The organism is Bacillus sp. IBL03825, assembly GCF_024712505.1.
In the GTDB taxonomy this organism is placed as follows: domain Bacteria; phylum Bacillota; class Bacilli; order Bacillales; family Bacillaceae_G; genus Bacillus_A; species Bacillus_A wiedmannii.
Genome location: NZ_JAMXKE010000001.1, coordinates 943,778 through 969,756 on the forward strand (window position 1 = coordinate 943,778; position 25,979 = coordinate 969,756).

Consider the following 25,979-nt stretch of genomic DNA (forward strand, 5'->3'; position numbering starts at 1 on the left):
ATAGAAAACTTTTAATCTATTATCATTTATTCCGTAGCTTTTAAGGTATTTAACACGACCTTGGTTGCGTCTGCAATAAGTTTATCATCGTATTTAGCATCTTCTTTATCATGATTAGAAAGTATAGCAAGAACAATCGGCTTTTTATTTGGTGGCCAAATAATTGCGATATCATTTCTTGTTCCGTAAGATCCCGCGCCTGTTTTATCAGCTACTTCCCATCCTTTTGGTACGCCCGCACGAATCAATTTATCTCCAGTTGTATTTCTCTTCATCCAATCTACTAATAGTTCACGTTTTTCTATTGGAAGTGCAGTTCCTAATGTAAATGATTGAAGTGTCTTAGCTATCGCTTCTGGTGTGCTGGTATCATGTGTTTCTCCTGGATGCACTTCATTTAATTCAGGTTCAAATCGTTCTGAAGTAGTAACAATATCTCCCATTTCTCTCAAGATTTTTTCAAATTCAGAGGGCCCCCCTAACTGTTTAAGAATCAAATTATGTGCTGTGCTGTCACTATATAGAACAGAAGCATCTGCAAGTTCTTTTAACGTCAGTCCTGTATCAACATGCTTTTCAGTAATTGGATTATAATTAGAAAGATCTTCATGAGTATACGTAATCCTTTGATCAAGAGCTTCTAATGAGTTCTTGCGTAAAAGAGCGCCCACAGCTAATGATTTAGATGTAGATGCAAATGCAAAACGATCATCTGAATGATAAGCAACAGTTTGATTTGTACCTGTGTCCAGTGCATAAATACCAAGCTTAGCATCATATTCTTTTTCAAGTTTAGCGAAAGATTGGTTACCTGTATTTTCTTGTTTAATTTGATTAGCTTGATTCGTTTGTTTAGGTGGTTCAGATTGAGTGTTACTATTGGAACATCCTATAAGTGATACACATGAAAGTAATACTACAGGCACAATCTTTTTGTAATGTAAAATGTTAAAGAACTTGTTTAAAACGAACATAAATTTTCAACCTCTTTCAAGAATATATGGATTTTGTCTAGGTATTCTAAATACCAATGCAATTAAAGATGACATAGGGTAACAATACTACTGCAGCTAAATTTTCACAGGTTAAAGGACATCCAAAACGTTTATATGATTGATAAGTCACAGTTTGCGTTATTTCTTTTTTGTTTCCACTTGTAATGGTTCACCTGTGAAAGTATTACAATACATGTTTTTTACTTTTGGGAATAATAAGTCCTTTCATTTTTTTATAATACATAAAAATAGATGTCAAACGGGATATGTTGTATCCAATCTGGACAACTCATATTAGAAATACACTTATTAGACACTCTAAGTAATAAATTTGTTCCACTTCAAGATGAGGAAGAATTTGGGATTTGTAAAATAACAATGGAACAACGTGTTTTTTCGTCATACAAAAACCTCTACATATAAGTAGAGGTTTTTAAATTGCATATTAATGAATTATGCTTTTTCAGATAAACGAAGATTATAGAATACATCATTTTAGCTAGATTTATTATTAACTAATGTATCCCCACCACCAAGCTCCGCCTCAATCTGCGAAGTCTTCGATGACTCATCCATACGCCAATATGTGATAAAGCTTATCGCGATACATCCAGCTACGTAGAAGTAGAATAGTGATTCCATTCCGATGCTCTTTAGCCATAAAGCGATGAACTCGGCTGTTCCACCGAATATCGCAACGGTTAGTGCATATGGTAAACCTACGCCTAGTGCGCGAATTTCAGTTGGGAAGAGTTCTGCTTTTACAATTGCGTTAATGGAAGTGTAGCCAGTAACGATAATGAGCCCGACCATCATGAGTAAAAATGCTACGATTGGTTCTGTTGTTTTTTCCATAAAGAAGAAGATTGGTGCTGTTAGTAATGTTCCGAGAATACCGAATGCCATTAATAGTGGGCGACGTCCAATTTTATCGGATAGTAGCCCCGCAATTGGTTGAAGTACGACGAAAATAAGTAGTGCGACAAAGTTAATCCAGCTTACAATTTCTTTCGGAAGACCGACTGTGTTTACCATGAACTTTTGTAAATATGTTGTGTACGTATAGAATGCGACAGTGCCTCCTAATGTTAGGCCGACTACTGTTAATACTGCTTTCGGGTGTTTCATAAGAGCGCGAACAGTTCCTGCGCTTTCGCGTTTTTGTGATTTTATGTTTGCGAACTGTTCCGATTCATCCATCGTGCGACGAAGCCATAATACAGCTACTGCGCCCATCGCTCCAATAATGAATGGAATACGCCATCCCCAAGATTTCATATCTGGTTCGCTTAGTAATTGCTGAAGAACAATTTGAACGCCTAAAGCAACCATTTGTCCAGCAACGAGCGTTACATATTGGAAGCTTGAATAAAAACCACGGCGTCCACTACTGGCCATTTCAGATAAATATGTTGCGGAAGTTCCATACTCTCCGCCGAGTGATAATCCTTGAAGTAAACGGGCAAGAACTAAAATAATTGGTGCCATAATACCGATGCTTTCGTAACTAGGTGTACAGGCGATAATTAAAGAACCACCGGCCATAACCGTAATAGAAAGCGTTAATGCTGCCCGGCGTCCGTGCCGATCTGCATAACGTCCCATTAGCAAACTTCCGATAGGGCGCATTAAAAATCCAACTGCGAAAATAGCGGCTGTGTTCAGTAATTGGCTTGTTGGATCTCCTTTAGGAAAGAACTCTGCTGAGAAGTAAACAGCGAAAGCAGAGTAAACGTACCAGTCGTACCATTCAATTAAATTGCCGACTGAACCTTTGAAAATATTTCCGGCGACTCGATTTGATTTTGCTTGAGCCATAATCATTCCTCCTCTTGCTTAGAAATAAAAGTAAAATATGAAAGCGTTTTTATTGTAGTTGAATTGTACTGTCTATAGAATGAAATCTCAATATTATGACAATTTTATTCTTTTTGTACTTTATGTACATGGAGAGTTTTAATAGTTGCTTCATTATTAGTTTTGTCATAATAATAGAAAAAGGAGATTGATAGTTTTGAATATTTTATCAAAGGATATGAGGCATGAAGAAATCACGCAAAGTGTCATTACAAACGAAAATAGTAAGCTTAATTATCGCGTTAATTTTATTTGTCGTTCTCCTATTAGCGGGAATATTTGTTTACATTCAGTCCGTTGATACGAAGCGCCAAGTGGAGCAGCTAGCACTGCAAACAGCGAAGTCGCTTTCTTTTATGCCAGCTATAAAAGATGCTTTTCAAAATAACGAGCATAAAAGTACCATCCAGTCTATTGCAGAACAAGTTCGTGAGCAAGCTGGCGCAGATTATGTCATTATAGAAGATCGCTTTGGGGTGATGTATTCCCATTCTAATTCGGGGTTGATTGGCACAAAGAGTAACAATCCATATAACTATGAAGCACTCACTTTTGGTGGCTATTATACACTCGAAGGAAATGGTGAAAGTGGTCCGGCTTTAATGGCGAAGGCACCCATTATTGTTCATAACGGAGACTACGATCAAGTAGTAGGTGTTGTGACAGTAGAGTTTTCAATAAAAGGTATCGAATCTAACATACTGAGCAGAACGAAAGAAATTATACTCTTTTCCTTAGCTGTATTACTAGCTGGCATTGTTGGTGGCATCCTTTTAGCACGTAGTATTCGTAAAGATACACTTGGTTTAGAGCCGAATGAAATTGCGGCGTTATACCGGGAACGAAGTGCGATACTACTATCTATAAAAGAAGGAATTATCGCTATCGATCAAAACGGTTTTATTACGATGATGAATACGTCGGCAGAAGAAATGCTACATGTAAATGATGATTATATGCAGCAGCACATTTCAAATGTTTTACCGGAATTTAATATGGAGAGAGTGCTAGAAAACGATCAAGAAATCGGGTTTCAAGATAAAGTGTTTATTTTAAACATGACACCAATACTCGAAAATAACAGTACAGTAGGCGTTGTATGTAGTTTTAGAGATAAAACAGAATTGAAAAACCTTGTTAACACAATATCTGAGGTAAGAAAGTATTCCGAGGATTTACGTGCTCAAACACATGAATTTACAAATAAGCTTTTCGTGTTATCTGGTTTATTGCAGTTAGGGCACTACAGAGAAGCAATTGAATTTATCCAGCAAGAATCTAACATTCATCAAAGCCAAAACCATATTTTATTCCATCAAATTCACGATGCGAAAGTACAAGCTATTTTATTAGGAAAACTCGGAACAGCATCTGAGAAGAAATTTGATTTTTATATTGAAGGAGATAGCACACTTAATCCGTTACCAGACCATATAAAAGTTTCACACTTTATTACGATCCTTGGAAATATAATCGACAATGCGTTTGATGCGGTGAGTACACAAGAGGAGAAGAATGTTTCTTTCTTTGTTACGGATATTGGGCACGACATTGTGTTTGAAGTGATAGATAGTGGAACAGGGATACCGGCAGAAAAAATTACGACCATTTTTCAAAAAGGATTTTCAACGAAAGGGAATGATCGTGGTTACGGACTAGCAAACGTAAAAGAAATGGTAGATCTACTAGGGGGAACAATTGAAATTCAAAACGAGAAAAACGGGGGAGCTATTTTTACAATTTACCTTCCGAAAACATTGAGAGAAAGTACAAGACAAACAGGGGGATGGGCATATGTTGAAGGTTGCAATTGCAGAAGATGATTTCCGCGTCGCGCAAATTCAGGAAGAGTTTTTATTAAAAATAAAGGACGTAAAAGTGATTGGAAAAGCATTGAACGCGAAAGAAACGATGGAACTACTACAAGGGGAAGAAATCGATTTACTTCTATTAGATAATTATTTACCAGACGGAATCGGCACAGACTTATTGCCGAAAATCCATGCTGATTTTCCAAACGTTGATGTCATTATGGTTACTGCGGCAAATGAAAACCATATGTTAGAAAAAGCAATTCGAAACGGCGTAAGCAACTACCTTATAAAACCGGTCACGTTAGAAAAATTCGTTCGCACAATTGAAGACTATAAAAGAAAGAAACAATTATTACATAGTAACAATGAAGTGAATCAAACACTCATTGATAACTTCTTCGGCATTTCGCAAACACAAGACATGAAAAACTTACCGACAGGTGTCGATCCGTTAACATTGCAAAAAGTGAAAGGGATTATAAAAGGATTCGAAGCGGGCATTACAATAGAAGAAATGGGAGAACAAATGGGTGCCTCCAGAACAACCGCAAGAAGATACTTAGAATATTTAGTAGCGATAAACGAATGCACAGTAGAGTACACATACGGCATTATCGGACGACCAGAACGAAAATATCGCATAGGACGAGGACTATGAAAAAACGATTATTACTATGTATATGGATCATGACAGGAGTAATAGCTGGTTGTTCCGTAGAGAAAACCCACACGAATAAAGTGAAAATAGAAGAAGTAGAAATCGTTGCACCAAACGTTCAAGGAGCAGGATGGGACTTAACAGCACGAGCGATGCAAAAAACACTGACGGAAGAAAAAATCTTCACAAAACCAATCACTGTCACAAACAAAGTAGGTGGCAGCGGTGACGTCGGATGGAAATATACGAAACAAAAAGGCGGTCACGTACTCGCGATCAACTCAAGCTTACTCATAACGAACAACCTACTAGGCCACAGTAAACTAACATATAAAGACTTCACACCGCTCGCAACACTCGCATCAGACTGGGAAGTCGTTGTCGTCTCAAAAGAATCAAACATAGAAAACGCAAAACAACTAATGGAACAACTAAAACAAGATAAGAAAAACTTCAAAATCGGCGTTGCCCCAGGCCTAGGAAACGACGATCACCTATCATTCGTACAAGTAAGCAAAGCCTTCGGCATAAACCCTGCCGAACTACAATTCTTCGTCTACGAAAACAAAGAAAAAATCATAAACGCCCTAACGAACAAACAAATAAACGCCGCAACCATGACCCTATCCGAAGCAGAAAAACAATACAAAGCCGGCAAAATAAAAATACTAGCCGTATCCGCACCAAAACGTCTAGACCGACTACCAGAAATCCCAACGTGGAAAGAACAAGGCATCGACGTTGTATTCCAGCACTGGAAAGGAATTATGGGCCCGAAAGATATGACGGAGGAAGAGGTTGCTTATTGGGATAGTATTATTAAGAAGATGGTTGAGAGTGATAGTTGGAAGGGGATTTTGAGGGAGCGGGGTTGGAATTCTTATTATAAGGATAGTGGGGAGAGTAGGGGGTTTTTGGAGGAATGTGATTTTAGGTATGAGGAAATGGTGAAAAAAGGGGCTTAAGAGGGAAGTATTCAATCAGGCTTTATTTTTGTAGTTACTTCTATATAATATAAAAGAGATGAGAGTGTTAGGCTAATTGCATTAAAAGGCTAGATAGGGATAGATAAAATCTAGCTTACTGATTAAAAATATATTAGTCGTTAAAAGATATAAAAGGCATTTTTCAGTCTATAAAGTGTGGAACCATAAAGTATAGAGTTTCTGTGAGATTTAAGGAGGAAATAATGAAGAAAAATATTTATGTTGTTGGAGCAGTAATTGTTCAAGATGAGAAAATTTTATGTGCACAAAGAGGACCATCTAAATCGCTACCTCTTATGTGGGAATTTCCAGGTGGGAAAATAGAAGAGGGGGAAACACCTCAAGAGGCGTTAAAGCGTGAAATTGATGAAGAAATGCATTGTAGCGTGCAGATTGGTGAGCAAATTGATTATACAGCCTATGAGTATGATTTTGGTATTGTTCATTTGAAAACTTTTTATTGTAAGCTTGTTGAAGGAAGTCCGTTTTTAACTGAGCATGTAGCAATTAAATGGTTATATCCAAATGAACTAGCAGCTTTAGAGTGGGCACCTGCGGATATCCCAACTATTGAGAAGTTATCAAAAGAATCGCTTGTAAAGTAATTTGATAAAAAACTATCCGGTTTATGCGGATGGTTTTTTATATTGTAATTGCACTTTAAATCAGTGAGTAATACAATTAATATAAAAAATTGTCATAAATGGTGATCATATGGAGAATTTTATTCAAAAATTAGAGGGGTCTTTATATAAAGGGTTTATTGATCAAAAACATAGTCATCCCGGAATATATAAGCCTAAATTATTAGTAAACAATACGAAAAAAAATGAAAATGTTTTAAGCTCATTGTTGGAGGAGCTAGAAAATAGTACATCCTTTATTTTCTCAGTAGCTTTTATTACGGAAAGTGGACTGGCGACTTTAAAATCGCATTTCCTTGATCTTAAACAAAGAGGGGTTAAAGGACGTATATTAACATCTACATTCTTAAATTTTAATACACCAAAAGTGTTTAGAGAGTTAATGAAACTTGAAAATGTAGAAGTGAGATTAACAAATTTATCTGGTTTTCATTCAAAGGGATACATATTTGATAACAAAACACATTGTTCATTAATTGTCGGTAGTTCAAATCTGACTGCGCATGCTTTGAAGGTAAATTATGAATGGAATGTTAAGTTAACATCGCATGAAGATGGAGAGATAGTACAGCATTTTAAAAATCAATTTGAAGAAGTCTGGGAACATTCTCAAGTATTAACTGAAGAGTTGATAGTGAATTATGAAACAATATATGAGCAAGTTGCAGAAAATAAGTTACTAGATCGAGTTATAGAATTACCTGGTCAATATCATAATTCAATTGAAGAAGCGTTGAAAATTACTCCAAATAAAATGCAACAAGCTGCGTTAAAAGAAATACAAGCTATTCGAGACGCTGGAAAAGAAAAAGGATTAGTTATTTCTGCAACAGGAACGGGAAAGACATATCTTTCAGCATTTGATGTCAGAAATTTTGCACCTAAACGGATGCTATTTATTGTTCATCGAGAGCAAATATTAAATAAAGCGAAATCAGATTTTCAAAAAGTTCTTGGTGGAGCAGATGAGGATTTTGGAATTTTATCAGGATCAAATAAGCAAATGAATGCTAAATATTTATTTGCGACGATCCAAACCATTTCAAAAGAGGAAACTTTGCATCAATTTGATCCTGGGGTATTCGATTATATTTTAATAGATGAAGTTCATAAAGCAGGTGCTAGTTCTTATCATAGAGTTATTCATTATTTTAAACCAAAATTTTTAATGGGAATGACCGCTACACCTGAACGTACAGATAATTTTAATATTTATGAGCTATTTGATTATAATATTGCTTATGAAATTCGTTTGCAAGAAGCACTTGAAGAAGATATGCTTTGTCCTTTCCATTATTTTGGAGTAACTGATTTTGAATATAATGGTGAAAAGATAGATGACACTGTAGTTTTATCTAAACTTGTTACAGAAGAACGAGTAGATCATATAGTTGAAAAAGTAAAATACTATGGTTTTTCTGGTGAAAAGATAACCGGATTAATGTTTTGCAGCCGAAAAGATGAGGCTGAACAATTATCACATGCTTTAAATAATAAAGGTTTTCGCACATTTGCATTAAATAGCGATCATTCCCAACAGGAAAGAGAACTGCGTGTGAACCAATTAGAAAATGGAATACTTGATTATATTTTAACAGTAGATATTTTTAATGAAGGAATTGATATTCCAAGTGTGAACCAAGTTGTTATGTTGAGACAAACTCAATCAAGTATTATTTTTATACAGCAACTGGGGCGTGGACTTCGAAAACACGATTCGAAAGATTTTGTTACGATCATTGATTTTATTGGTAATTATAAAAACAACTATTTAATTCCGATTGCCCTTTCAGGAGATAGATCACAAAATAAAGATAATATACGCAGATATACAAATGACACGAGTTATATTAAAGGTATTTCAACAGTTAACTTTGAAGAGATAGCGAAAAAACAAATCTTTAAAGCGATTAATAATAGTAATTTAACAGCAATGAAAGTATTGAAGGAAGCTTTTGCTGAGTTGAAAAATAGAATAGGGAGAATTCCATATCTATATGACTTTATAGTAAACCATTCTATTGATCCAGTTGTACTTGTGGAAGGGTATTCGAACTATTATCAGTTCCTATTGAAAATGAAAGAAGATGTCCCTGCATTAACAGAGTACGAAAATAAAGTTTTAACGATGTTTTCATTGGAAGTATTGAACGGAAAACGTAAAAACGAAATTGTTTTATTAGAATTGTTACTAAAGCAAGAAAAAGTTGATAAAGATGAGTATATAAAACAACTTGAAAAATTTAATTGCTTAGCAGATGATGATACGATTACGTCTGTGCAGCGGGTTTTTGAGTTATCTTTTTTCACACAGAATAACCAGAAAAAATATGGTGAAAAGCCAATTCTCGTATTGCAAGAAGATAATACGTACATGTTTAATGATCTAATCCGAGAAAGTTTAGAAAAGAATGAATACTTCAAGTATATGGTAATGGACATCATTAAAAGTGCGAAAGAAAAGAACAAAAACTATGAGTGTGATAGTAACCTTACTATATATAAAAAATACTCAAGAAAAGATGCATGTAAACTTTTAAATTGGCACATTGATGAGACTTCAACTATGTATGGCTATAAAACCAAATACTCTACTTGCCCAATATTTGTCACATATCATAAAAACGATGAGGTAGAATCCAGTGTGAACTACGGTGATGAATTCCTTAATCAAGATGTTCTTAAATGGTATACAAGAAGTAATAGAACATTAAAGTCAAAGGAAGTTCAAACAATTATTGATGCTAAAGAAAATAATATTGATGTCCATATTTTTGTGAAAAAAGATGATGACGAGGGAAGCGACTTTTACTATTTAGGAAAAGCGAGACCTGATAAAGCAAGTGTAGAACAAACTGAAATGCAAGATAAAAGTGGAAAAAAACTACCGGTTGTTACGATGAATATGATTATGGAGAAACCAGTTGATAATAAGCTCTATGATTATATAAAGGATGGTAATGTTTTGTAGGTAGATTTGATTTTTAATACCTTTATGCCCCTAAAATGATTAAAGGGATAGTAGTATTAGTAGATAAGATAAGGCTGTATCAAAATGACATCGTAGTATGTTTTTGATACAGCCTTATTTATTGGATTAAAATGTATTGTTTAAGTAGCTATCGCATGCAAACAGAAAGAAAAGCACTAAATCTTATATGGTATAATTAGAGAATTAAAACCCTGATCCTGGAGGAATTTAAATGCCAATCTACAACAAATTAGTAAGAAATCGCATACCAGAAATTATCGAGAATAACGGGAAAACATTTACAACTAGAATACTAGATGAAAAAGAATATATAGAAGAAGTGAGCAAGAAAACACAAGAGGAGTTAGCTGAGTATTTAGAAGCCGAAAGTAAAGAGCATAAAGTAGAGGAATTAGCGGATCTGTTAGAGCTAGTGAATGCATTAGCTCAATATGAAGGTGTGACGTTAGAAGATGTGGAGAAAGTGCGTAAACAAAAAGCAGAAAAACGCGGTGGTTTTCAGGAGAGAATTTTTTTAGTTGAGGTACATGATGACTAATGTTCAGCTTGTTACGAATAATTTAATCCATAAGTTAGAGCGATATATGGATGATGCAAAATCGATTTACATTTTAACTTCGTTTGTTATGAAATCGGGGGTAAATGTGTTAGCCCCTCTCTTGAGGGTAGCAGCAGAAAAAAATGTGGATATTAAGATTTGTACAGGAGATTATTTGTATATTACACAGCCAGATGCTTTAGAGAAATTGTATCAAATTCATCCTGACATTGAGATTCGATTATGGAAGAGTGCGGGGAAATCATTTCATCCGAAGGCTTATTTATTTGAGCGTGAGAGCGATGGGGTTATGATTGTTGGTTCTTCTAATATGTCTCGTTCTGCATTAACAAGTGGTGTGGAGTGGAGTTTGCTTGTAAAAGAGAGTGTTGGAGAGGAAGCTTTTTCAGAGGCAATTGATCAATTTTTACATATTCATATGAATGAAGCAACTCAGTCTATTAATGTAGAAACAATTAAACAATATCGTAAAGAGTACGAAGGATTTCATACAACTCATTCGAATTTGATCCGAACTTGGACAAAGCAAGAAGAGATTGAAATGATGATGCCGTCTGGACAAGAGGATTATTCTGCGAGTTCAGGAGTAGAAGTTGAATTAGAGGAATCTGCTGTATATGAAACTAAGATTGCGCCACGCTTTGCACAAATCCCTGCGTTAGAACAATTAGAGAATGTACTGGAAGAAGGATACAACAAAGCGATGGTTGTTATGGCGACAGGGCTTGGCAAAACGTATTTAGCGGCTTTCTTTACGGGACGTTTTAAACGAGTTCTATTTATTGCACATTTAGAAGAAATATTAAATCAGGCAGAAAGGTCTTTTCTGCGTGTAATCGATAATAAGACTACAGGAATTTATAATGGAAAGAAAAAAGAGGGCGAGAAGGATGTTGTTTTTGCATCTATTCAAACGTTGAGTAGAAAGCGCCATTTAGAAAACTTCTCTCCTAATGATTTTGACCTTATTATTGTAGACGAGCTCCACCATGCGGCAGCAAATAGTTATCAAAGAGTACTAGATTATTTTAAACCTAATTTTTTATTGGGAATAACGGCAACACCAGATCGTAATGAATTTCGAGATATTTATTCAATTTGTGATGGGAATGTTGCATACCGTATTGATTTTATGGAGGCGATTCAACGTGGGTGGTTATCTCCGTTTCGTTATTATGGAGTACATGATGAGACTGATTATTCGCAAATACGTTGGATAGGTAATAAGTATGATCGTGAGGAACTTGCACAAGTTCAGTTAAGAGAGGAACTAGCCTTAAACATTTTAGAGGCTTGGAAGAAATATAAGAAAACGAGAACTATTGTCTTCTGTTCAAGTATTAGGCAAGCAGTCTTTTTATCTACATACTTTAATGAGAATGGATATAATACAATCTCGCTTCATTCGGAAACAAAAGATATTTCGAGAGAAGATGCAATTAAACGGCTGGATAGTAATGAGCTAGATGCTATTTTCACAGTAGATTTATTTAATGAAGGTGTTGATATTCCATCTGTTGATACACTTTTATTTGTGCGTCCGACAGAATCATTAACGATTTTTACACAGCAAATTGGTCGTGGATTACGATTACATGAACAAAAAGAGTCCTGCGTTGTAATAGATTTAATTGCTAATTACCGAAATGCAGATATAAAAATGCAAATGCTTCGAGTTGATGATGGAAAGACAAGAGGAAACGGCACACAAAACATATTGCCAGCTGGATGTACAGTAGAGTTTGAATTGGAAGCAAAGCAGTTATTAGATGAATTGATGAAAAAGAAAATGCCGAGAAAAGAAAAACTGCAGCATAGCTATCAAACTGTAAAAATGGATCTTGGACGTAGACCGACATATTTAGAACTACATAAGCTTGGTACAGAAGAAAGTAAAGAATATCGCCAAGAGTTTAAATCATATGTCGGCTTTTTAGCATGGAATGATGAACTAACAGCACAGGAAAAAGCAGTATTTTTACATTATGAAGCGTGGTTACAAGAAGTTGAAAAGACAGGAATGGCAAAAAGCTATAAAATGCTGTTACTGTTAGCGATGTTACAACGCGGGAAAGAGAGCTGGTACCATCCTATTTCACCAGGAGAAGTTGCACCATTCTTCCATCAGTTTTTAATGGAAAAAGAATACCGTAAGCGAATTGATTTTAGTGATAAGCAGGCACAGCGTATGTGGGATTATGATGAAGAAAAAGTTAGTAAATTAATTACTACAATGCCAATGACAAAGTGGAGCGATAGTTCGAAAGGTTTACTATCATTTGATGAAAACTCATTTTCTCTAAATATGGATATTCGAAAAGCAGACGAAGAACTTTTATTTGAATGGACGAAAGAGATATGTGAGTATCGTCTTCATACATATTTTGAAAGAAGGACAGCAACGTTGAAGTAGGCGTTGCTGTTTTATTAACTGATAAAATCTAAATAATATGGATGGCACTGTTTTTTCGAAAAAACAGAATAGATTACAGTATTGAGTAGAATTTTAAGATTTCTTATTGATGTTCACTAGTATTGTATGTTCTTGATGCTTTTTAATAGAAGTGGAAAATATTTTTTTGGGAGGGGTGGATGAAGGAGGAGGTAATCCAATTTTATTAGAAATTATTTTTATTTTTCTTTGTAAATCTTTCTTTTGTACGGGAGTAAGGTGATTAACAAAGTTATGACAGCAACTATCTATTACTTTATCGAATAGACGGAGAACTTTATCAAATACATATTGATGTACTGAGAGAGTGTATTGTTGTTTTAATGATCTTGTAAAAACAATATCTTTCAGTCTTTCGTTATTTAAACTTTCATCGCCGATCATATCGTTAATACAGTCTCTTTGAAAATTCTTTGAGGATTTATTAAATTCATCTAACTTGGTAAGTGTTTTTATACTTTCTACATTGTTAGCATTTATTTTGCGTTTAATATAAATATCAGCTACGTATTCTTTATTTTCAGGATGTATATTTGTTAAATGATGGATCTCAGTTAACCCATGTATTCCAGCTCTAGATTGCTCTGCTCTACTTTTCCAATGAGTGTTAACATCTTTTCCGTTAATGTATTTTCTTACAGTCTTTTTTTGTATGTTACATTGCTTAGCAATACCTTCTTCTGTATAACCATTATCAAGTAGAAAACTAATCATTCGTTCTACCTCATAACCTGTTTTTTTCTTGGATTTTAATTCAACACGGAGACGTTTTAGAACCCTAGAGTCTTTTGAGGTGAGTTGTTCCACTTTGCATGTTACGAATGGAACATTTAAATGTTTTAAAGCCCAAAAACGACGATAACCCTCGACCAGTATAAAACAATTTGGATTTTTTTCTTCTACAATAAGTGGTTCTATTAATCCATTTTGTTTAATGCTTGTAGCAAGACTAAAATCCTCTAAATTCTTTCGGAATGCATCTTCTAGTTTAATATATTCTAAAGAGATATTTTTAAATTTCAAAACCACCCACTTATTTTAGGTTGTTATTAATGGATATTCAAAAGGTAATTTGTACGATTACTTAACTTATAAATTTATTGTTGCAGGTAGTACAAAGAGAGCGAATAAGTTTAAGATACTAAAAAGAAGAACGAAGCACCTTCCAAAACAGAACTCTCCTAATCAAACTAGCCCCTCATAAGCCCCTTACAAGCCCCTACCAAGTAATAAATCACTAAGAAAAAACACAACAAAACAAAAACACCAACAAACACCGTAGTAGGAGTCGAAAAAAATTTTGAAATAACACGCCAAAAACCCGGCCCTCCTTCCTATATATAGTACAAAGAGGAAATTTTCATTTTTGAATGAGAATGGGAGGAATTGGGATGGCGGTGTATCGTACTGTGCAGGTGAATTTTTGGCAGGATGATTTTGTTTTGGATTTGACGCCGGAGGAGCGGTATTTTTATGTGTATTTGTTGACTTGTTCGAAGACGACGCAGTGCGGGATTTTTCCTTTTCCGAAGCGGTTAGCTGAGATGGAGACTGGTTATAATCGGGAGACTGTTGATAAGCTTGTGCAGCGCTTTGTTGATTATGGGAAGATTCTTTATGATGCGGATACGCGGGAGTTATTCGTTTTAAATTGGCTTCGTTATAATCCTGTGACGAATACGAATGTGGAGAAGTGTGTGCTTCGTGAGCTTAAGGGTGTGAAGAATAAGGAGTTTGTACATATGTTTCTTCAGAAGTGCGTAGAGGAGGAGCTGAATGTTCCGATGCTTTTAGCGCATTTCAGTATGCCTGGTGATTTGGCTGTGGATGATGTAGAGCCGGTTTGTGAGAAGGCAGAGGAAGAAGAGGTTATAGAGGAAGAATCGGGAAGTCGCGTGTTTTCTTTTTATGAGCAACATTTTGGTAGTTTGTCTCCGCATACTGTGGAGGAATTGAGTGCGTGGATGGAAGATTTGTCAGAGGAGCTTGTGCTGAAGGCTCTTCAAATTGCGTTTGAGAATAATAAGCGGACGGTTGCTTATGTGAAGGGGATTTTGAGGGGCAGGCACGGGAAAGGATTTACGAAAGTATGTGAGGTTGAGGCGGATACGGCGAGCTTTAGGAAGAAGGATTCGTCTGTTAGTACGGGGGAGACAGAGGAGTTTTTGGCGAGGTGTGAGGAGTGGGAGAAGAATGCGCCGTCTGAGGAAGAGTTGCAGCGCTTTTTAGCGGAGCGCGGGTGGCGTCCATGAGTATTCAAAATGTGGAGGCGGAAAAGACGGTGTTAGGTTCTCTATTACTTGATGGAGAGCTTATTAAGGAGTGCCGTTTGACGGAGCAGTATTTTTCTCTGTCAGTGCATAAGTCTATATTTCAGTTAATGCGAAAAATGGAAGAAGAGGGGCAACCGATTGATCTTGTGACGTTCATTTCTAGGGTGGATCCGAAGTTTTTAGAGGGGATCGGGGGAATGGAGTATTTTATAGGGTTAATGGATGGTGTGCCTACAACTGCCAACTTCTCTTATTATGAGGGGCTTGTTCGAGGTGCCTGGAAAATGTATCAGGCTGGTGTTCTCGGGCACAAGATGGGAGAGCGTCTTATTGCGGAGAAGAATGAGAAAATTATTGGTGAGACGATTACGGCACTTTGTGAGTTAGAGGAAAAGGACTGTGTATGTGAGTTTGATTTGAAGGATGCGTTAGTTGGTTTGTATGAAGAGCTTCATCAAGATACGAAAGAGAATACTGGTATTGAGACTGGTTATACATCGCTAAATAAAATGACGTGCGGATTGCAGGAAGGTGATTTTGTCGTCCTTGGTGCACGTCCTTCTATGGGGAAGACTGCGTTTGCGTTAAATGTTGGACTGCATGCGGCGAAGTCTGGAGCGGCGGTTGGATTGTTTTCATTAGAGATGAGTAGTAAGCAATTGTTAAAAAGGATGGCGTCTTGCGTAGGTGAAGTGTCAGGAGGTAGGCTGAAAAATCCGAAGCATCGTTTTGCGATAGAGGACTGGGAAAAGGTGAGTAAGGCGTTTGCGGAAATCGGGGAATTACCATTTGGGATTTACGATAACGCAGGCATTTCGGTGCAAGATATTTGGATGCAAACTCGTAAGTTAAAGAGGAAGCATGGAGACAAAAAGCTTTTAGTCATTGTAGATTACTTGCAGCTTATTACGGGCGATCCGAAGCATAAGGGCAATCGATTTCAAGAGATTAGTGAAATTTCTCGTAAGCTTAAGGTATTAGCGCGTGAACTAAATGTTTGTGTAGTAGCATTATCGCAATTGTCTCGTTCCGTAGAAGCACGTCAAGATAAGCGACCTCTTTTATCTGATTTAAGAGAGACAGGACAAATTGAGCAAGATGCGGATGTAATTATGCTTATGTACCGTGAAGATTATTATGATAAGGAAACGGTGCAGAAAGAGATGACGGAGATTCATGTGGCGAAGCACCGGAATGGGCCTGTGGGGAGTTTTAAGCTGAGGTTTTTGAAGGAGTTTGGGCGGTTTGTGGAGGAGAAATAGTTAAAAGACTTGAGTATCACTTTGCAAATAAAGCATAAGTGTTCTATTTCATTAACTTATGCTTTATTTTTTGATTCTTTGAATATGTTTCTTATTTCCCCATAAAGAAGGATTTTCTCTCTGTAGTAATCCATTGTTCCAAATCGTCTTGGCTACGTCGGACAAGTCGATTCACTAGCACATCATGCCATACATAATCCTCTAATAGGTATATATGAATCGGATCATCTGTATAAAAGGCAACATTACGCTCTTCAAGTGATGGTCCATAAATCATCTCTTTAGAATCTATGGATAAAATAAACCAATGTTCTGTAGACAGAGTTTCTGTATAGGGTGTGATACGATGAGCTTCTAGATTTTTAATTGGATTTTCAACATGTAAGGTAATACCTTGTACTGTGACTTTATCAGCTACCTCAGAAAGTTCCTCTTTTAACACTTCATACATCTCATCCCACATTGAAATGACAATACGTTTTTCGGCTTTTTTTATTAATGTCTGACAATAGCTAATGATTGTTTTTTTGTCTTTTAAAGTAATCACTCGATTATCTGTTTTTTCCTCGGAAGTTTCTAGTTTTTTTAATGAATCACTGATTCCTTCATAAGTAGACTGCCATTCTGATTGAGCCTTCTGTAAAAAGATTTCAACAGGTAGAGGTGAATAGCGAGTGGTGTCATTTATTTCTTCCTTCATGACAATTCCTTTTTCTACAAGGTTACCTAAAATCTCATAAATTCGTGCTCTTGGGACCCCTGAATCCTTACTTACTTGGTAGGCTGTAGCAGGCCCCTGTTTCACAAGAGATACATAAGATTTAGCTTCATATTCATTAAAACCAATTTTTTTAAGCTGTTGTACTATGTAGTCCACTTTTTTCGTCCTCCGATGTTTGCTTTATATTTCAACGTTACAATAACTCTTTACATTTAGCAAATTGATAGTTACTATTACGATAGTGACTAAAGGGGAGGCTACTCGTATGGATTTTTATTTAGACCCATCTATATTAATTATTTTGATTGTTTTTGGATTTGTGGCTGCATTTATTGATTCAGTTGTAGGTGGTGGTGGGCTGATTGCTTTACCCGCTTTATTATTTACAGGGCTGAACCCAGCAAGTGCAGTAGCCACAAATAAACTAGCATCGACAATGGGAAGTGCAACTAGTAATATTGTGTTTTATCGTTCTGGTAATCTTGATTTGAAATCGGCTTTTAAATTATTTCCACTCACTTTTATAGGCTCTATAGTAGGTGCATGGACCGTTCATTTAATGAACTCAGAAGTACTGAAGCCATTGATGCTGATCATGCTCGGTGCAGTCGCTATTTATACGATATTTAAAAAGGATTGGGGTAGTATTTCTACTCATAAGAAATTATCTGGTCGACACGTCATTATTTTCACCTTTTTTATTTTTGCTATTGGTTTTTATGATGGATTTCTAGGGCCTGGCACAGGTTCGTTTTTAATGTTTGCTCTTTTATTTATTGGGTATGATTTTTTAAAAGCAGCAGGTACTGCGAAGTTTCTTAATTTAGGAAGTAACGTTGGTGCATTGTTGATATTTATGTATGTGGGGCAAGTAAACTATGCGTATGGTTTTATAATGGGGATTGCTCAAATTGCTGGAGGAGTCGTTGGCTCCAAATTTGCTATAAAAAAAGGAAGCGGGTATGTTCGTGCTCTTTTCATTACAGTAACTTGTTTATTGTTAGCAAAAAATCTGTATGACTATGTGCAGTAAGTAATGTAGAAAAGGTTAACTATGCAGGCTACATAAATATACTAATTCTTTGTAACACATTTTAGATGCTACCTTATTCAAAGATAGCATCTAAAAAAATTAAGGTAAGAGGGTGAAAATAATACAAACGAATATTTTCGGGGTATGTTTATGTACTTTAGCGAAATAACTATTCCATATTTTTTTTATAATTAGGCCGCAATACACTCTTAAAATCCATCTCAGCAATCAACACACTTACTAATATAAGCGTCGCGCCTAAGTATCCTTTCCCAGTAAGTGTTTCACCTGTGAAAACGAAAGCAAAGCCTGCGGAAAAGACAGGTTCTAATGAAAAAATAAGTCCTGTATGTGTAGGCGTAGTATATTGCTGGGCGATAACTTGCACGATGAAAGCGACTGCGGTGCAGAATATGCTTAAGGCTAAGATAATGAGCCATGAGCTGGTTGTGCTAGGCAGTTTTGACGTTTCGATAATGAATGAAAAAATAAGACTAAATAGGCCGACGAAACCGAGTTGTATGACCCCAAGTGCAATGGAGTTCACATGTTTCGTTACGCTTCCAGTAATGATGACGTGAATGGCATAAAATAAGGCTGACAGTATGCAAAATATATCGCCATTACCGATTTTGAATTCGCTAGTTAATGTTAATAAGCCGATTCCTATTATCGTTAAAATGATTCCTACTATAACTTTCTTTTCCGGAATGTGTTTTAAAAATATAGCTGATAATATCGGAATGAAAATGACTGTGAGACATAGTAGGAAACCAGCGTTAGAAACGCTCGTATACTTTGTGCCGAAAGTCGCGAAAATGTAAACGATAAATAAGACAGAAGCGAGTATAAATGCATATTTTACAGTTTTAAAATCGATTTTGAATAAATGTTTGTAAAATATTAAACCTGATAAAAGAAAGGCGATAATAAATCGTAATGCGATTAAATTGTATTCTTCGATGCCTTCAAGTCCAACCTTTGTAAGTAAGATGGATGCACCCCAAAAGAATGTAACTAGTAGTAGCCCTAAATCCGCTTTTAATTGTAGTTTCATTTCTATTCCCTCGTTATGTATAAATTTTATAATCCTATACCCCTATCCCCATTGTTTATTTTAATATTAATTCTGAATATTTGTAACTTAAATTTATCGACGTTTTATTTCATTGATGAAGCCTTTTCATCCACTTTTGAAGAAATTCGGCAGTGTAATTATTTCAGAACAATTAGGAAGAGCGATGGTGCGATTTGGGAAAGATGGATATGCTCATGCGATTATTGAAAGTTCGGATTTGAAGAAAATCGGTATGTAGTATGTACAAAAAACGCCTATTTCATATAGGCGTTTTTTTTGATGGTGAAGTTATTCTTTTTCAAACTGAAAAATATCCCTGTTAATAAGTTTGTGGAGATACTTATCCATTTCAGCCGCAGAAACGCTTCTTTCATTTTTAAACCACCATGCGCTTAATGAGGTGATTGCCCCTGAATAAAATTCAATGATTAAATCATTTGGCATAGTATGATTTTTACAAAGTTGATTTAACGCTTCTATTTCTTGTTTTCTTGTTTCGTGACTTAAATACTGTGTCCGGCTAAGAAATTGTTCATCAGACATTTGCGTCTCTAATATTTTACCGATTTCTTCATGGTGTAGAAATTGTTCCATTACTTGAAATGGTTTACTTAATCGATCTGAAACCGGTATTCCCGCAATCATCTTGCTGTATCGTTTAAATCCAAATGCTAATAAAGCGTCTTTATCTTCAAAGTGTTTATAAAAGGTTGTTCGGTGTACCATCGCGCGGTCACATATTTGGTTAATCGTGATCGTACTATATTTCTGTTTTGATTGCGTCATTAATTCAAATAAGGAATCCCATAGTAATTTATGTGTACGTCTAATACGTAAATCAATTTGTTTTTCATTATCATTCATCTACAATTCTCCTTTTTTGTAGATTAAATATACAATGGCTGAAAATTGATTCTCCCTTTTTAATCTACATATGTATATTATATTACATGTGTTCCGGTGTATTTAAATTTTTTTAGTAAGAAACAGGAGGAGAATCTGTAAATGAATATGACAACAAAGAGCCCTACAAGTGGCAAAGTTGATACTTCTAATATGAAACATACCCCCATTTTAATTGCATTACTTTTAGGGGCAATGGTTGCATTATTAAACGAAACGTTACTTGGTAATGCGTTAACAGTATTAATGAAAGAATTTGGCGTAACAGCTTCAACGATTCAATGGCTTTCTACAGCTTACATGTTAGTAGTTGGGGTTTTAGTTCCAATTACAGCGTTACTTCAGCAATGGCTCACAACAAGACAAATGTTTTTGATCGCTATGGTAACGTTTTTAGTCGGTACATTAATTGCGGGATTCGCACCGACATTTTCCGTTTTATTAGTCGGCCGTATCGTCCAAGCTGTAGCGACGGGATTAATTACACCGTTATTAATGAATACGATTTTAATCATTTGTCCGCCTGAAAAACGGGGTGCGACAATGGGATTAATCGCACTTGTGATGATGGCAGCTCCGGCAATTGGTCCTACATTATCTGGAGTAATTGTGGATTCATTAAATTGGCGCTGGTTATTCTATGTTGTTATTCCAATCGTGATTATTTCCATTATGATTGGTATGAAGTACATTCAAAATGTTTCAGAGTTAACAAGGCCAAAAGTAGATTATCCATCTATCGTTTTATCGACATTAGGATTTGGCGGACTTGTGTATAGCTTTAGTGCATCGGGTGATTTAGGATGGTCTGATGCCAAAGTGTATGGCACTTTACTTGTTGGGCTTATCTCATTATGTATTTTTGTCGTTCGACAATTGAAAATTGAGAATCCAATTTTAGAATTACGAGCATTTAAAGTTCCGATGTTTACATTATCAGTTGGATTAATTGTCATTGTGATGATGTCGTTATTTTCAACGATGACTTTATTACCGATGTTCCTGCAAACAGTTTTACTCGTTACAGCCTTTAAATCAGGAATCATCATGCTTCCGGGAAGTGTTATTAGCGCCATAATGGGACCAATCGCAGGTAAACTATTTGATAAATTTAGTCCGAAAGTTATTATCGTTCCTGGTATTGTGTTAGTGGGGATTGCAATGTTCTTATTTAAAGGCATTACTCCTGATACATCAATGGTACAAATTATTGTCATGCATAGCGTATTAATGGTTGGACTCATGTTTGTCATGACAGCACAAACATACGGTTTAAATCAATTAACACCAGATTTATATCCGCACGGAACAGCACTGTTTAGTACGTTACAACAAGTAGCTGGCGCAATTGGTACGGCTATCTTTATTTCGAAAATGTCTTCAGGAACAGCTAGCTATATGGAAAGTTCCGCAAATCCAATGGATCCAGTAGAGAAGTTAAATGGTTTAACATCTGGATTCCAAGGTGCATTTGCACTAGGGTTAGTCTTTATCATTATTGCATGTATCGTATCGCTGTTTTTAAAAGAAGAGAAAAAGGGAGTAAAGGCAGCGAGTGTTTTACAGAACGAGAATTAAGGTTTATATAAAAAGACATCTTTAAGAGATAAAGATGTCTTTTTACATTTCCTCCGTAACATCATACCTTAGCAACTGCCCCTGATCATAAAACCTCTCAAAAAGAACCCCCATTACATAAAAGAATACTAGCCCGAAACCAATATGAATGAGTGTAAAAGTAGTTCCAAATGAAGAAAATTCATACACGAGAATTGGCAATTTCGCAGTTGTCCAAACGCCTAAGAAAAATACGATGTACCGAATGCTTGCACCTTTTTGTAAGAGTAGTGCTGCAATCGGGAAGGCAACGTAGAGAGGACCAGCTGCAATGCCGCCTAATAATAAAGAGAATAAGATTCCGTATACGCCGGAATTTTTGCCCATATATTTCATAAGCGTTTCTTTCTTCACCCATTGATCAAGTAATCCTACAAATAGTAGGACAGGTGGGAGTAGAAACAACATATCTAAAATGCTATTCCCTGTTAATTGTAATGCGCTCCATCCTAAAGATTGATTTATAAAAGTTAATACAATGAGCCCCAGTAGTAAGATGAAAAAGAAGCGATATTTTTTTAGTTCCTTCATACCATCACCACCCAAATGATATAGGAGAATAGGAGAGACATGAGCAAAGCAGATGCATTACGTGCGTAAGCAAAGCTTCGTCCGAATATTTTTTGTTCCATCGGTAATGTTGTAAGCCCTACTGACATGAGTGTAGACATAAGTGCTGCAACTTGAGGAAGGCCTGCGCCGTGTTGAATTAATGTATTACCGAGAGGAAATACGACGAAGCTTGGAATAAGTGCAACGGAGCCGAGTATCGCTGAATAAACAATGCCGATAAATCCGGACTGTTCTCCAATGATGGAAGAGATGAAAGACGGCGTTAATATAGAAAGCGATAAGCCAACGAATAGCATGATGGAAAGCATGGCAGGTAGAAGATTGCGAAACATTTTCCATGACTTCATTAGAGCTTCTTTCGTTTTCGTGCGGTCCTTCATAAAAGAAATCCCCGTAAGAATAATGGCTAAAGTGTAAAGGATCACGCCGTTAATCATGATCAGATTCCTTTAAGTCTTTATATTTATCTAAGAAAAAAGATAAGTTCTTCATTTTCTCTTCAATATCCATTTGAAAATCTGCCAATTGTTCCTTTCCAGCAGGCGTAATTTTGTACATCTTTCTCGGTTTGTCTTGATGATCTGTACTTACATAAGATTCGATTGCACCTTCGTTCTCTAATTTTTTTAGCGTGCGATATAAAATAGCGCTATCGATTGGATTGACGGGAAGTTCTTCTTCGCACTTTTGCAGTAATTGCCCGCCATAGTTATCTCCTTCTGCCAAAAATAACAAAAGAAACGCACCTGTATGTCTTCCTGTATGTTTCATGGATATACCTCCTAGAATGAATTGGGATTTATACTGTTAATGACAGTATACTGTTGTTAACAGTATATGGTGCATGAGGTGTTATGTCAATTTTAAAATGTGCGAATTTCGAGGGGGGAATTACAAGGATACTATTTTTTAACTATTACCGTTGATAAACTACCAATGAGAAGGGGTTGTACATCCAAAAACAAAAAAAAAGACACTCTCAAGAGTGCCTCTTATTAGCAGCCGAATCCGCCGCCCCAACAGCTAGCTCCTACGATGATTAATAAGATAAAGAGTACAACAAGTAAAGCGAATCCGCCACCGAAACCGCAGCCTCCACCACAACTACCGCCATATCCCATATTAACTCCTCCTTCCATAAAGACCATTTAATTAATGGATTTAATTTACTTTATGTTTTTACGGATAAACTTGAGCAGGTCCTTTTGAAAAATAAAAGATGCTTAGATTTTATAAGAATTGACGACCTTATTTTGTCACGGGTATTATGCTGATGACATATTGTATTTTATTCTGTGTATTGGGGGAAGGAGGATCTTTATGGCCAATTCTGAAATGATTTTACGATTACTTACGGATTTAAAGATTGAACAGCAAGCTTTAAAAGAGCAGTTGGAAAAAATACAAACAGCTGTGACTACTCTTGAAGAAAAATCAGCAATTGTGGAAGAGAAACCAACGACTATTGAAGAAAAACCAGCTGTTGCTGCTGCAAAGCAAAGAGCTCATTCTGGACACCCGACATCTTTTCGTGCTTGGAGAGCATCTGCTCAAAAGAATTCATAAAAATATAAGAAAAGAAGACATCGATTACGATGTCTTCTTTTGCTTGTACAATCCAAATAAGTTAAGAAGGTATATCCATATTGCTTTAAAAATAAGAAGAAAATAACGATTGTCGACTCCTTTTTTAGTATAGCATGTAATAATAAAGATTTTTTATGTAATATTGCATATATATAGATTATGTGATGTTAATCTTATATATTTTAGTTGTCTGTTATTTGTTTTAATTCATTTACTTATATTATTTTTTGAGCGCCCCATTGATGGGGCCTTTTTTTATAATTGTTTTAAGGTGGAAACCCCTGAAGCATTATGAGGGGTTTCATGACTAGGAAAAAGATTATTGGTGCTTAATGAGATGAAGACCCGGATGTTGTATCTGAATTTCTTCTAAATGGATTACTATTAATTTTTAAGCTGTTCCCCATAAATGATAAACCATGCCGATAACAAAAAATGCTAGTCCTACAAACAAAACGGTTAAAGCAAGCATTCCATTTTTATTATGTTCCATAAAGTTAGCTCCTCTTTGAGTTATATACAAAAAGCCTTTAGTCGTAATTATGGCTAAAGGTTTTGCTCTTCATACTTTGTAGTTTATAAAAAAGTTGCACTTCTGTATTAATTTGGAATATGATTGTTTAAAGAGTAGGTGATGAGTACATGCAGGAAAGAAAACAATTCCCGCTTATATCTGGAAATCTCTCATTAGATTTAGTGAATACAGAGTTAGTTAGGCGTGGACAACGTTATGATTTATTAATAACAGATGAAGATGTATTAGAATGGCTACATGTAATAAAGGTTAATCTTCCTTTCTGGAATGAAAAAACACTTATAGGAATTCAAAAGCGAATGAATCAAGTTACATCTAGCATACTGGAGCTAAGAGAATTACTGAGAAAACAGTTTGAGGCAATTGCCGATCAGCACGAAATCTCTGATGATTTTATTACGTATTTAGAAAAACAAATTGAGAAGGCACCATTTACATATAAAGTTATTGAACAGAGTTTAGTACCTATTCCAGTTGGAGAAATTGAGGATGTACTTGTATCGTTAATTGCATTTGATGCTTTAACGTTAATAGTAGAAAATGAGCTTATTTCTCTTAAAAGGTGTTCAAACCCTGATTGTGTTTTATTATTTATAGATAAAAGTGGAAAGCGAAAATGGTGTTCTATGAAAATATGTGGGAACCGAAAAAAGGTAGCAAAATTTCAGGTTCGAAAATCTGAAGAAGTTTAGGGAATCAACTTATAACAGTTGATTCTTTTTTTCTGCGTCTTTAAACTAACCTCTAAAATCAATGTTGATCGGTTAGTTTGTTCGGGATATAATTATTGGTAAATAAAGGAGGAGAATGATGAGTAATATAACAGCAGCTAAGCAGAAAGAGGATCAACCAATAAGTGTACGATATTTTGCAAAAATGAAAGGGAAAGGAAGAAGTCCATTACAAGTAAATATAAAGGACTCTTTAACGGGATTATTAGGAGGATTTTTAACGATTCTCACCTTAACATATTTAACGAGTATAACTTCTACAGAATTATTAATGGCTCCATTTGGAGCGAGTTGTGTATTAGCGTTTGGAGTTTGGAATGCACCGCTATCTCAGCCGCGTAATATTATTGGAGGACATTTGATTTCAACTTTCATTGGTCTATCAATATATCATTTGTTTGGAAATGAATATTGGACAATTGCTTTAGCAGTTGGGATGTCGATTGCTATTATGATGTTAACAAGAACAACGCATCCTCCGGCAGGGGCTGATCCCATTGTCGTTATTTTAGGAGCATACAGTTGGAGTTATTTAGTAACACCGGTTTTAGTTGGTTCCCTTGTTATTGTAGTTATTGCTTTATTTATTAATAATATGAGTAGTAAAAGGAGCTATCCAACTTTTTGGATATAATTTATAAGGTGAAAAACCATTTGAGTAAGTATCCCATTTTTACTATGTTTTCATTTCTCATACTTTTTTAGTTTA

At 35.7% G+C, this 25,979-nt stretch carries 25 protein-coding genes; 15 read left to right on the forward strand and 10 right to left on the reverse strand.

The annotated features are described in order from the left end of the window. Positions 1-26: 26 nt before the first annotated feature. Both blaIII and NHG49_RS04910 read right to left on the reverse strand, forming a co-directional pair. The gene (blaIII, locus tag NHG49_RS04905; RefSeq protein WP_064473740.1) at positions 27-974 is read right to left on the reverse strand and encodes a class A beta-lactamase BlaIII; all 948 of its coding nucleotides are present in this window, start codon (positions 972-974) and stop codon (positions 27-29) included. 516 nt (positions 975-1,490) lie between these two features. Further along, positions 1,491-2,813, reverse strand: a complete 1,323-nt coding sequence (locus NHG49_RS04910; RefSeq protein WP_064473741.1) for an MFS transporter — start codon at positions 2,811-2,813, stop codon at positions 1,491-1,493. A 224-nt stretch (positions 2,814-3,037) separates the two neighbouring features. Here NHG49_RS04910 and NHG49_RS04915 point away from each other — a divergent pair, with 224 nt between their 5' ends. The 7 genes from NHG49_RS04915 to NHG49_RS04945 all read left to right on the forward strand — a co-directional run bounded on the left by NHG49_RS04915 (position 3,038) and on the right by NHG49_RS04945 (position 12,918). Next, entirely contained in the window at positions 3,038-4,675 is a 1,638-nt protein-coding gene (locus NHG49_RS04915) for an ATP-binding protein (RefSeq protein WP_258125585.1), read from the forward strand. Further along, on the forward strand, positions 4,647-5,324 hold the full coding sequence (locus NHG49_RS04920) for a response regulator (protein ID WP_064473743.1): 678 nt from the start codon (positions 4,647-4,649) through the stop codon (positions 5,322-5,324). The genes NHG49_RS04915 and NHG49_RS04920 overlap by 29 nt, the downstream gene beginning before the upstream one ends. Continuing rightward, entirely contained in the window at positions 5,321-6,289 is a 969-nt protein-coding gene (locus NHG49_RS04925; RefSeq protein ID WP_258125586.1) for a tripartite tricarboxylate transporter substrate binding protein, read from the forward strand. Before NHG49_RS04920 ends, NHG49_RS04925 begins: the two co-directional genes overlap by 4 nt. Before the next feature lie 224 nt (positions 6,290-6,513). Beyond that, a complete protein-coding gene (locus tag NHG49_RS04930; RefSeq protein ID WP_258125587.1) occupies positions 6,514-6,915 on the forward strand; it encodes a (deoxy)nucleoside triphosphate pyrophosphohydrolase in 402 nt (133 codons plus the stop codon). A 109-nt stretch (positions 6,916-7,024) separates the two neighbouring features. After that, positions 7,025-9,925 (forward strand): DEAD/DEAH box helicase, encoded by a 2,901-nt coding sequence (locus NHG49_RS04935; protein ID WP_088047917.1) that lies wholly within the window; start codon positions 7,025-7,027, stop codon positions 9,923-9,925. Between the two features lie 232 nt (positions 9,926-10,157). Beyond that, positions 10,158-10,484, forward strand: coding sequence for a nucleoside triphosphate pyrophosphohydrolase (locus NHG49_RS04940; protein WP_088047916.1), 327 nt, complete (start codon positions 10,158-10,160; stop codon positions 10,482-10,484). Next, positions 10,477-12,918 (forward strand): DEAD/DEAH box helicase family protein, encoded by a 2,442-nt coding sequence (locus tag NHG49_RS04945; RefSeq protein ID WP_258125588.1) that lies wholly within the window; start codon positions 10,477-10,479, stop codon positions 12,916-12,918. Before NHG49_RS04940 ends, NHG49_RS04945 begins: the two co-directional genes overlap by 8 nt. Positions 12,919-13,011: 93 nt before the next feature. Here NHG49_RS04945 and NHG49_RS04950 read toward each other — a convergent pair whose 3' ends face one another. Next, on the reverse strand, positions 13,012-13,980 hold the full coding sequence (locus NHG49_RS04950) for a ParB/RepB/Spo0J family partition protein (protein ID WP_088047914.1): 969 nt from the start codon (positions 13,978-13,980) through the stop codon (positions 13,012-13,014). 368 nt (positions 13,981-14,348) lie between these two features. On the opposite strand from NHG49_RS04950, the gene NHG49_RS04955 reads away from it, so the two are divergent. Continuing rightward, on the forward strand, positions 14,349-15,209 hold the full coding sequence (locus tag NHG49_RS04955; RefSeq protein ID WP_098111571.1) for a DnaD domain-containing protein: 861 nt from the start codon (positions 14,349-14,351) through the stop codon (positions 15,207-15,209). Continuing rightward, positions 15,206-16,492, forward strand: a complete 1,287-nt coding sequence (dnaB, locus tag NHG49_RS04960; protein ID WP_258125589.1) for a replicative DNA helicase — start codon at positions 15,206-15,208, stop codon at positions 16,490-16,492. Before NHG49_RS04955 ends, dnaB begins: the two co-directional genes overlap by 4 nt. Before the next feature lie 91 nt (positions 16,493-16,583). On the opposite strand, the gene NHG49_RS04965 is transcribed toward dnaB, so the two are convergent. Then, entirely contained in the window at positions 16,584-17,369 is a 786-nt protein-coding gene (locus NHG49_RS04965; protein WP_098822344.1) for a TrmB family transcriptional regulator, read from the reverse strand. Between the two features lie 109 nt (positions 17,370-17,478). Between NHG49_RS04965 and NHG49_RS04970 the strand changes: the two genes are divergently transcribed. Further along, positions 17,479-18,246 carry a TSUP family transporter gene (locus NHG49_RS04970; protein WP_098822345.1) on the forward strand — a complete coding sequence of 256 codons (768 nt, stop codon included), beginning with the start codon at positions 17,479-17,481 and terminating at the stop codon, positions 18,244-18,246. 169 nt (positions 18,247-18,415) lie between these two features. On the opposite strand, the gene NHG49_RS04975 is transcribed toward NHG49_RS04970, so the two are convergent. Continuing rightward, entirely contained in the window at positions 18,416-19,303 is an 888-nt protein-coding gene (locus NHG49_RS04975) for a DMT family transporter (RefSeq protein WP_098822346.1), read from the reverse strand. 112 nt (positions 19,304-19,415) lie between these two features. Between NHG49_RS04975 and NHG49_RS04980 the strand changes: the two genes are divergently transcribed. Beyond that, entirely contained in the window at positions 19,416-19,562 is a 147-nt protein-coding gene (locus tag NHG49_RS04980) for a hypothetical protein (protein ID WP_255285579.1), read from the forward strand. 50 nt (positions 19,563-19,612) lie between these two features. On the opposite strand, the gene NHG49_RS04985 is transcribed toward NHG49_RS04980, so the two are convergent. Next, complete coding sequence (locus NHG49_RS04985) at positions 19,613-20,188, reverse strand: TetR/AcrR family transcriptional regulator (RefSeq protein WP_258125591.1); 576 nt, start codon at positions 20,186-20,188, stop codon at positions 19,613-19,615. A 141-nt stretch (positions 20,189-20,329) separates the two neighbouring features. On the opposite strand from NHG49_RS04985, the gene NHG49_RS04990 reads away from it, so the two are divergent. After that, a complete protein-coding gene (locus NHG49_RS04990; protein ID WP_098251795.1) occupies positions 20,330-21,805 on the forward strand; it encodes an MDR family MFS transporter in 1,476 nt (491 codons plus the stop codon). A gap of 42 nt (positions 21,806-21,847) precedes the next feature. Here the strand turns inward: NHG49_RS04990 and NHG49_RS04995 are convergent, their stop codons facing one another. From NHG49_RS04995 to NHG49_RS05010, 4 genes are all read right to left on the reverse strand, one after another. Beyond that, positions 21,848-22,375 (reverse strand): permease, encoded by a 528-nt coding sequence (locus NHG49_RS04995; RefSeq protein WP_141549791.1) that lies wholly within the window; start codon positions 22,373-22,375, stop codon positions 21,848-21,850. Beyond that, positions 22,372-22,854, reverse strand: coding sequence for a hypothetical protein (locus NHG49_RS05000; protein ID WP_098653137.1), 483 nt, complete (start codon positions 22,852-22,854; stop codon positions 22,372-22,374). Before NHG49_RS05000 ends, NHG49_RS04995 begins: the two co-directional genes overlap by 4 nt. Next, positions 22,847-23,188 (reverse strand): PadR family transcriptional regulator, encoded by a 342-nt coding sequence (locus NHG49_RS05005; RefSeq protein ID WP_000683187.1) that lies wholly within the window; start codon positions 23,186-23,188, stop codon positions 22,847-22,849. The genes NHG49_RS05000 and NHG49_RS05005 overlap by 8 nt, the downstream gene beginning before the upstream one ends. A 224-nt stretch (positions 23,189-23,412) precedes the next feature. Further along, complete coding sequence (locus tag NHG49_RS05010) at positions 23,413-23,538, reverse strand: YjcZ family sporulation protein (RefSeq protein ID WP_000540377.1); 126 nt, start codon at positions 23,536-23,538, stop codon at positions 23,413-23,415. 199 nt (positions 23,539-23,737) lie between these two features. Between NHG49_RS05010 and NHG49_RS05015 the strand changes: the two genes are divergently transcribed. The 3 genes from NHG49_RS05015 (at position 23,738) to NHG49_RS05025 (ending at position 25,904) form a co-directional block, all read left to right on the forward strand. Further along, positions 23,738-23,983, forward strand: a complete 246-nt coding sequence (locus NHG49_RS05015; protein ID WP_000013675.1) for a hypothetical protein — start codon at positions 23,738-23,740, stop codon at positions 23,981-23,983. A gap of 663 nt (positions 23,984-24,646) precedes the next feature. Beyond that, positions 24,647-25,231 carry a CGNR zinc finger domain-containing protein gene (locus NHG49_RS05020; protein ID WP_064473765.1) on the forward strand — a complete coding sequence of 195 codons (585 nt, stop codon included), beginning with the start codon at positions 24,647-24,649 and terminating at the stop codon, positions 25,229-25,231. Between the two features lie 118 nt (positions 25,232-25,349). Next, positions 25,350-25,904 (forward strand): HPP family protein, encoded by a 555-nt coding sequence (locus tag NHG49_RS05025; protein ID WP_000065737.1) that lies wholly within the window; start codon positions 25,350-25,352, stop codon positions 25,902-25,904. Positions 25,905-25,979: the final 75 nt, after the last annotated feature.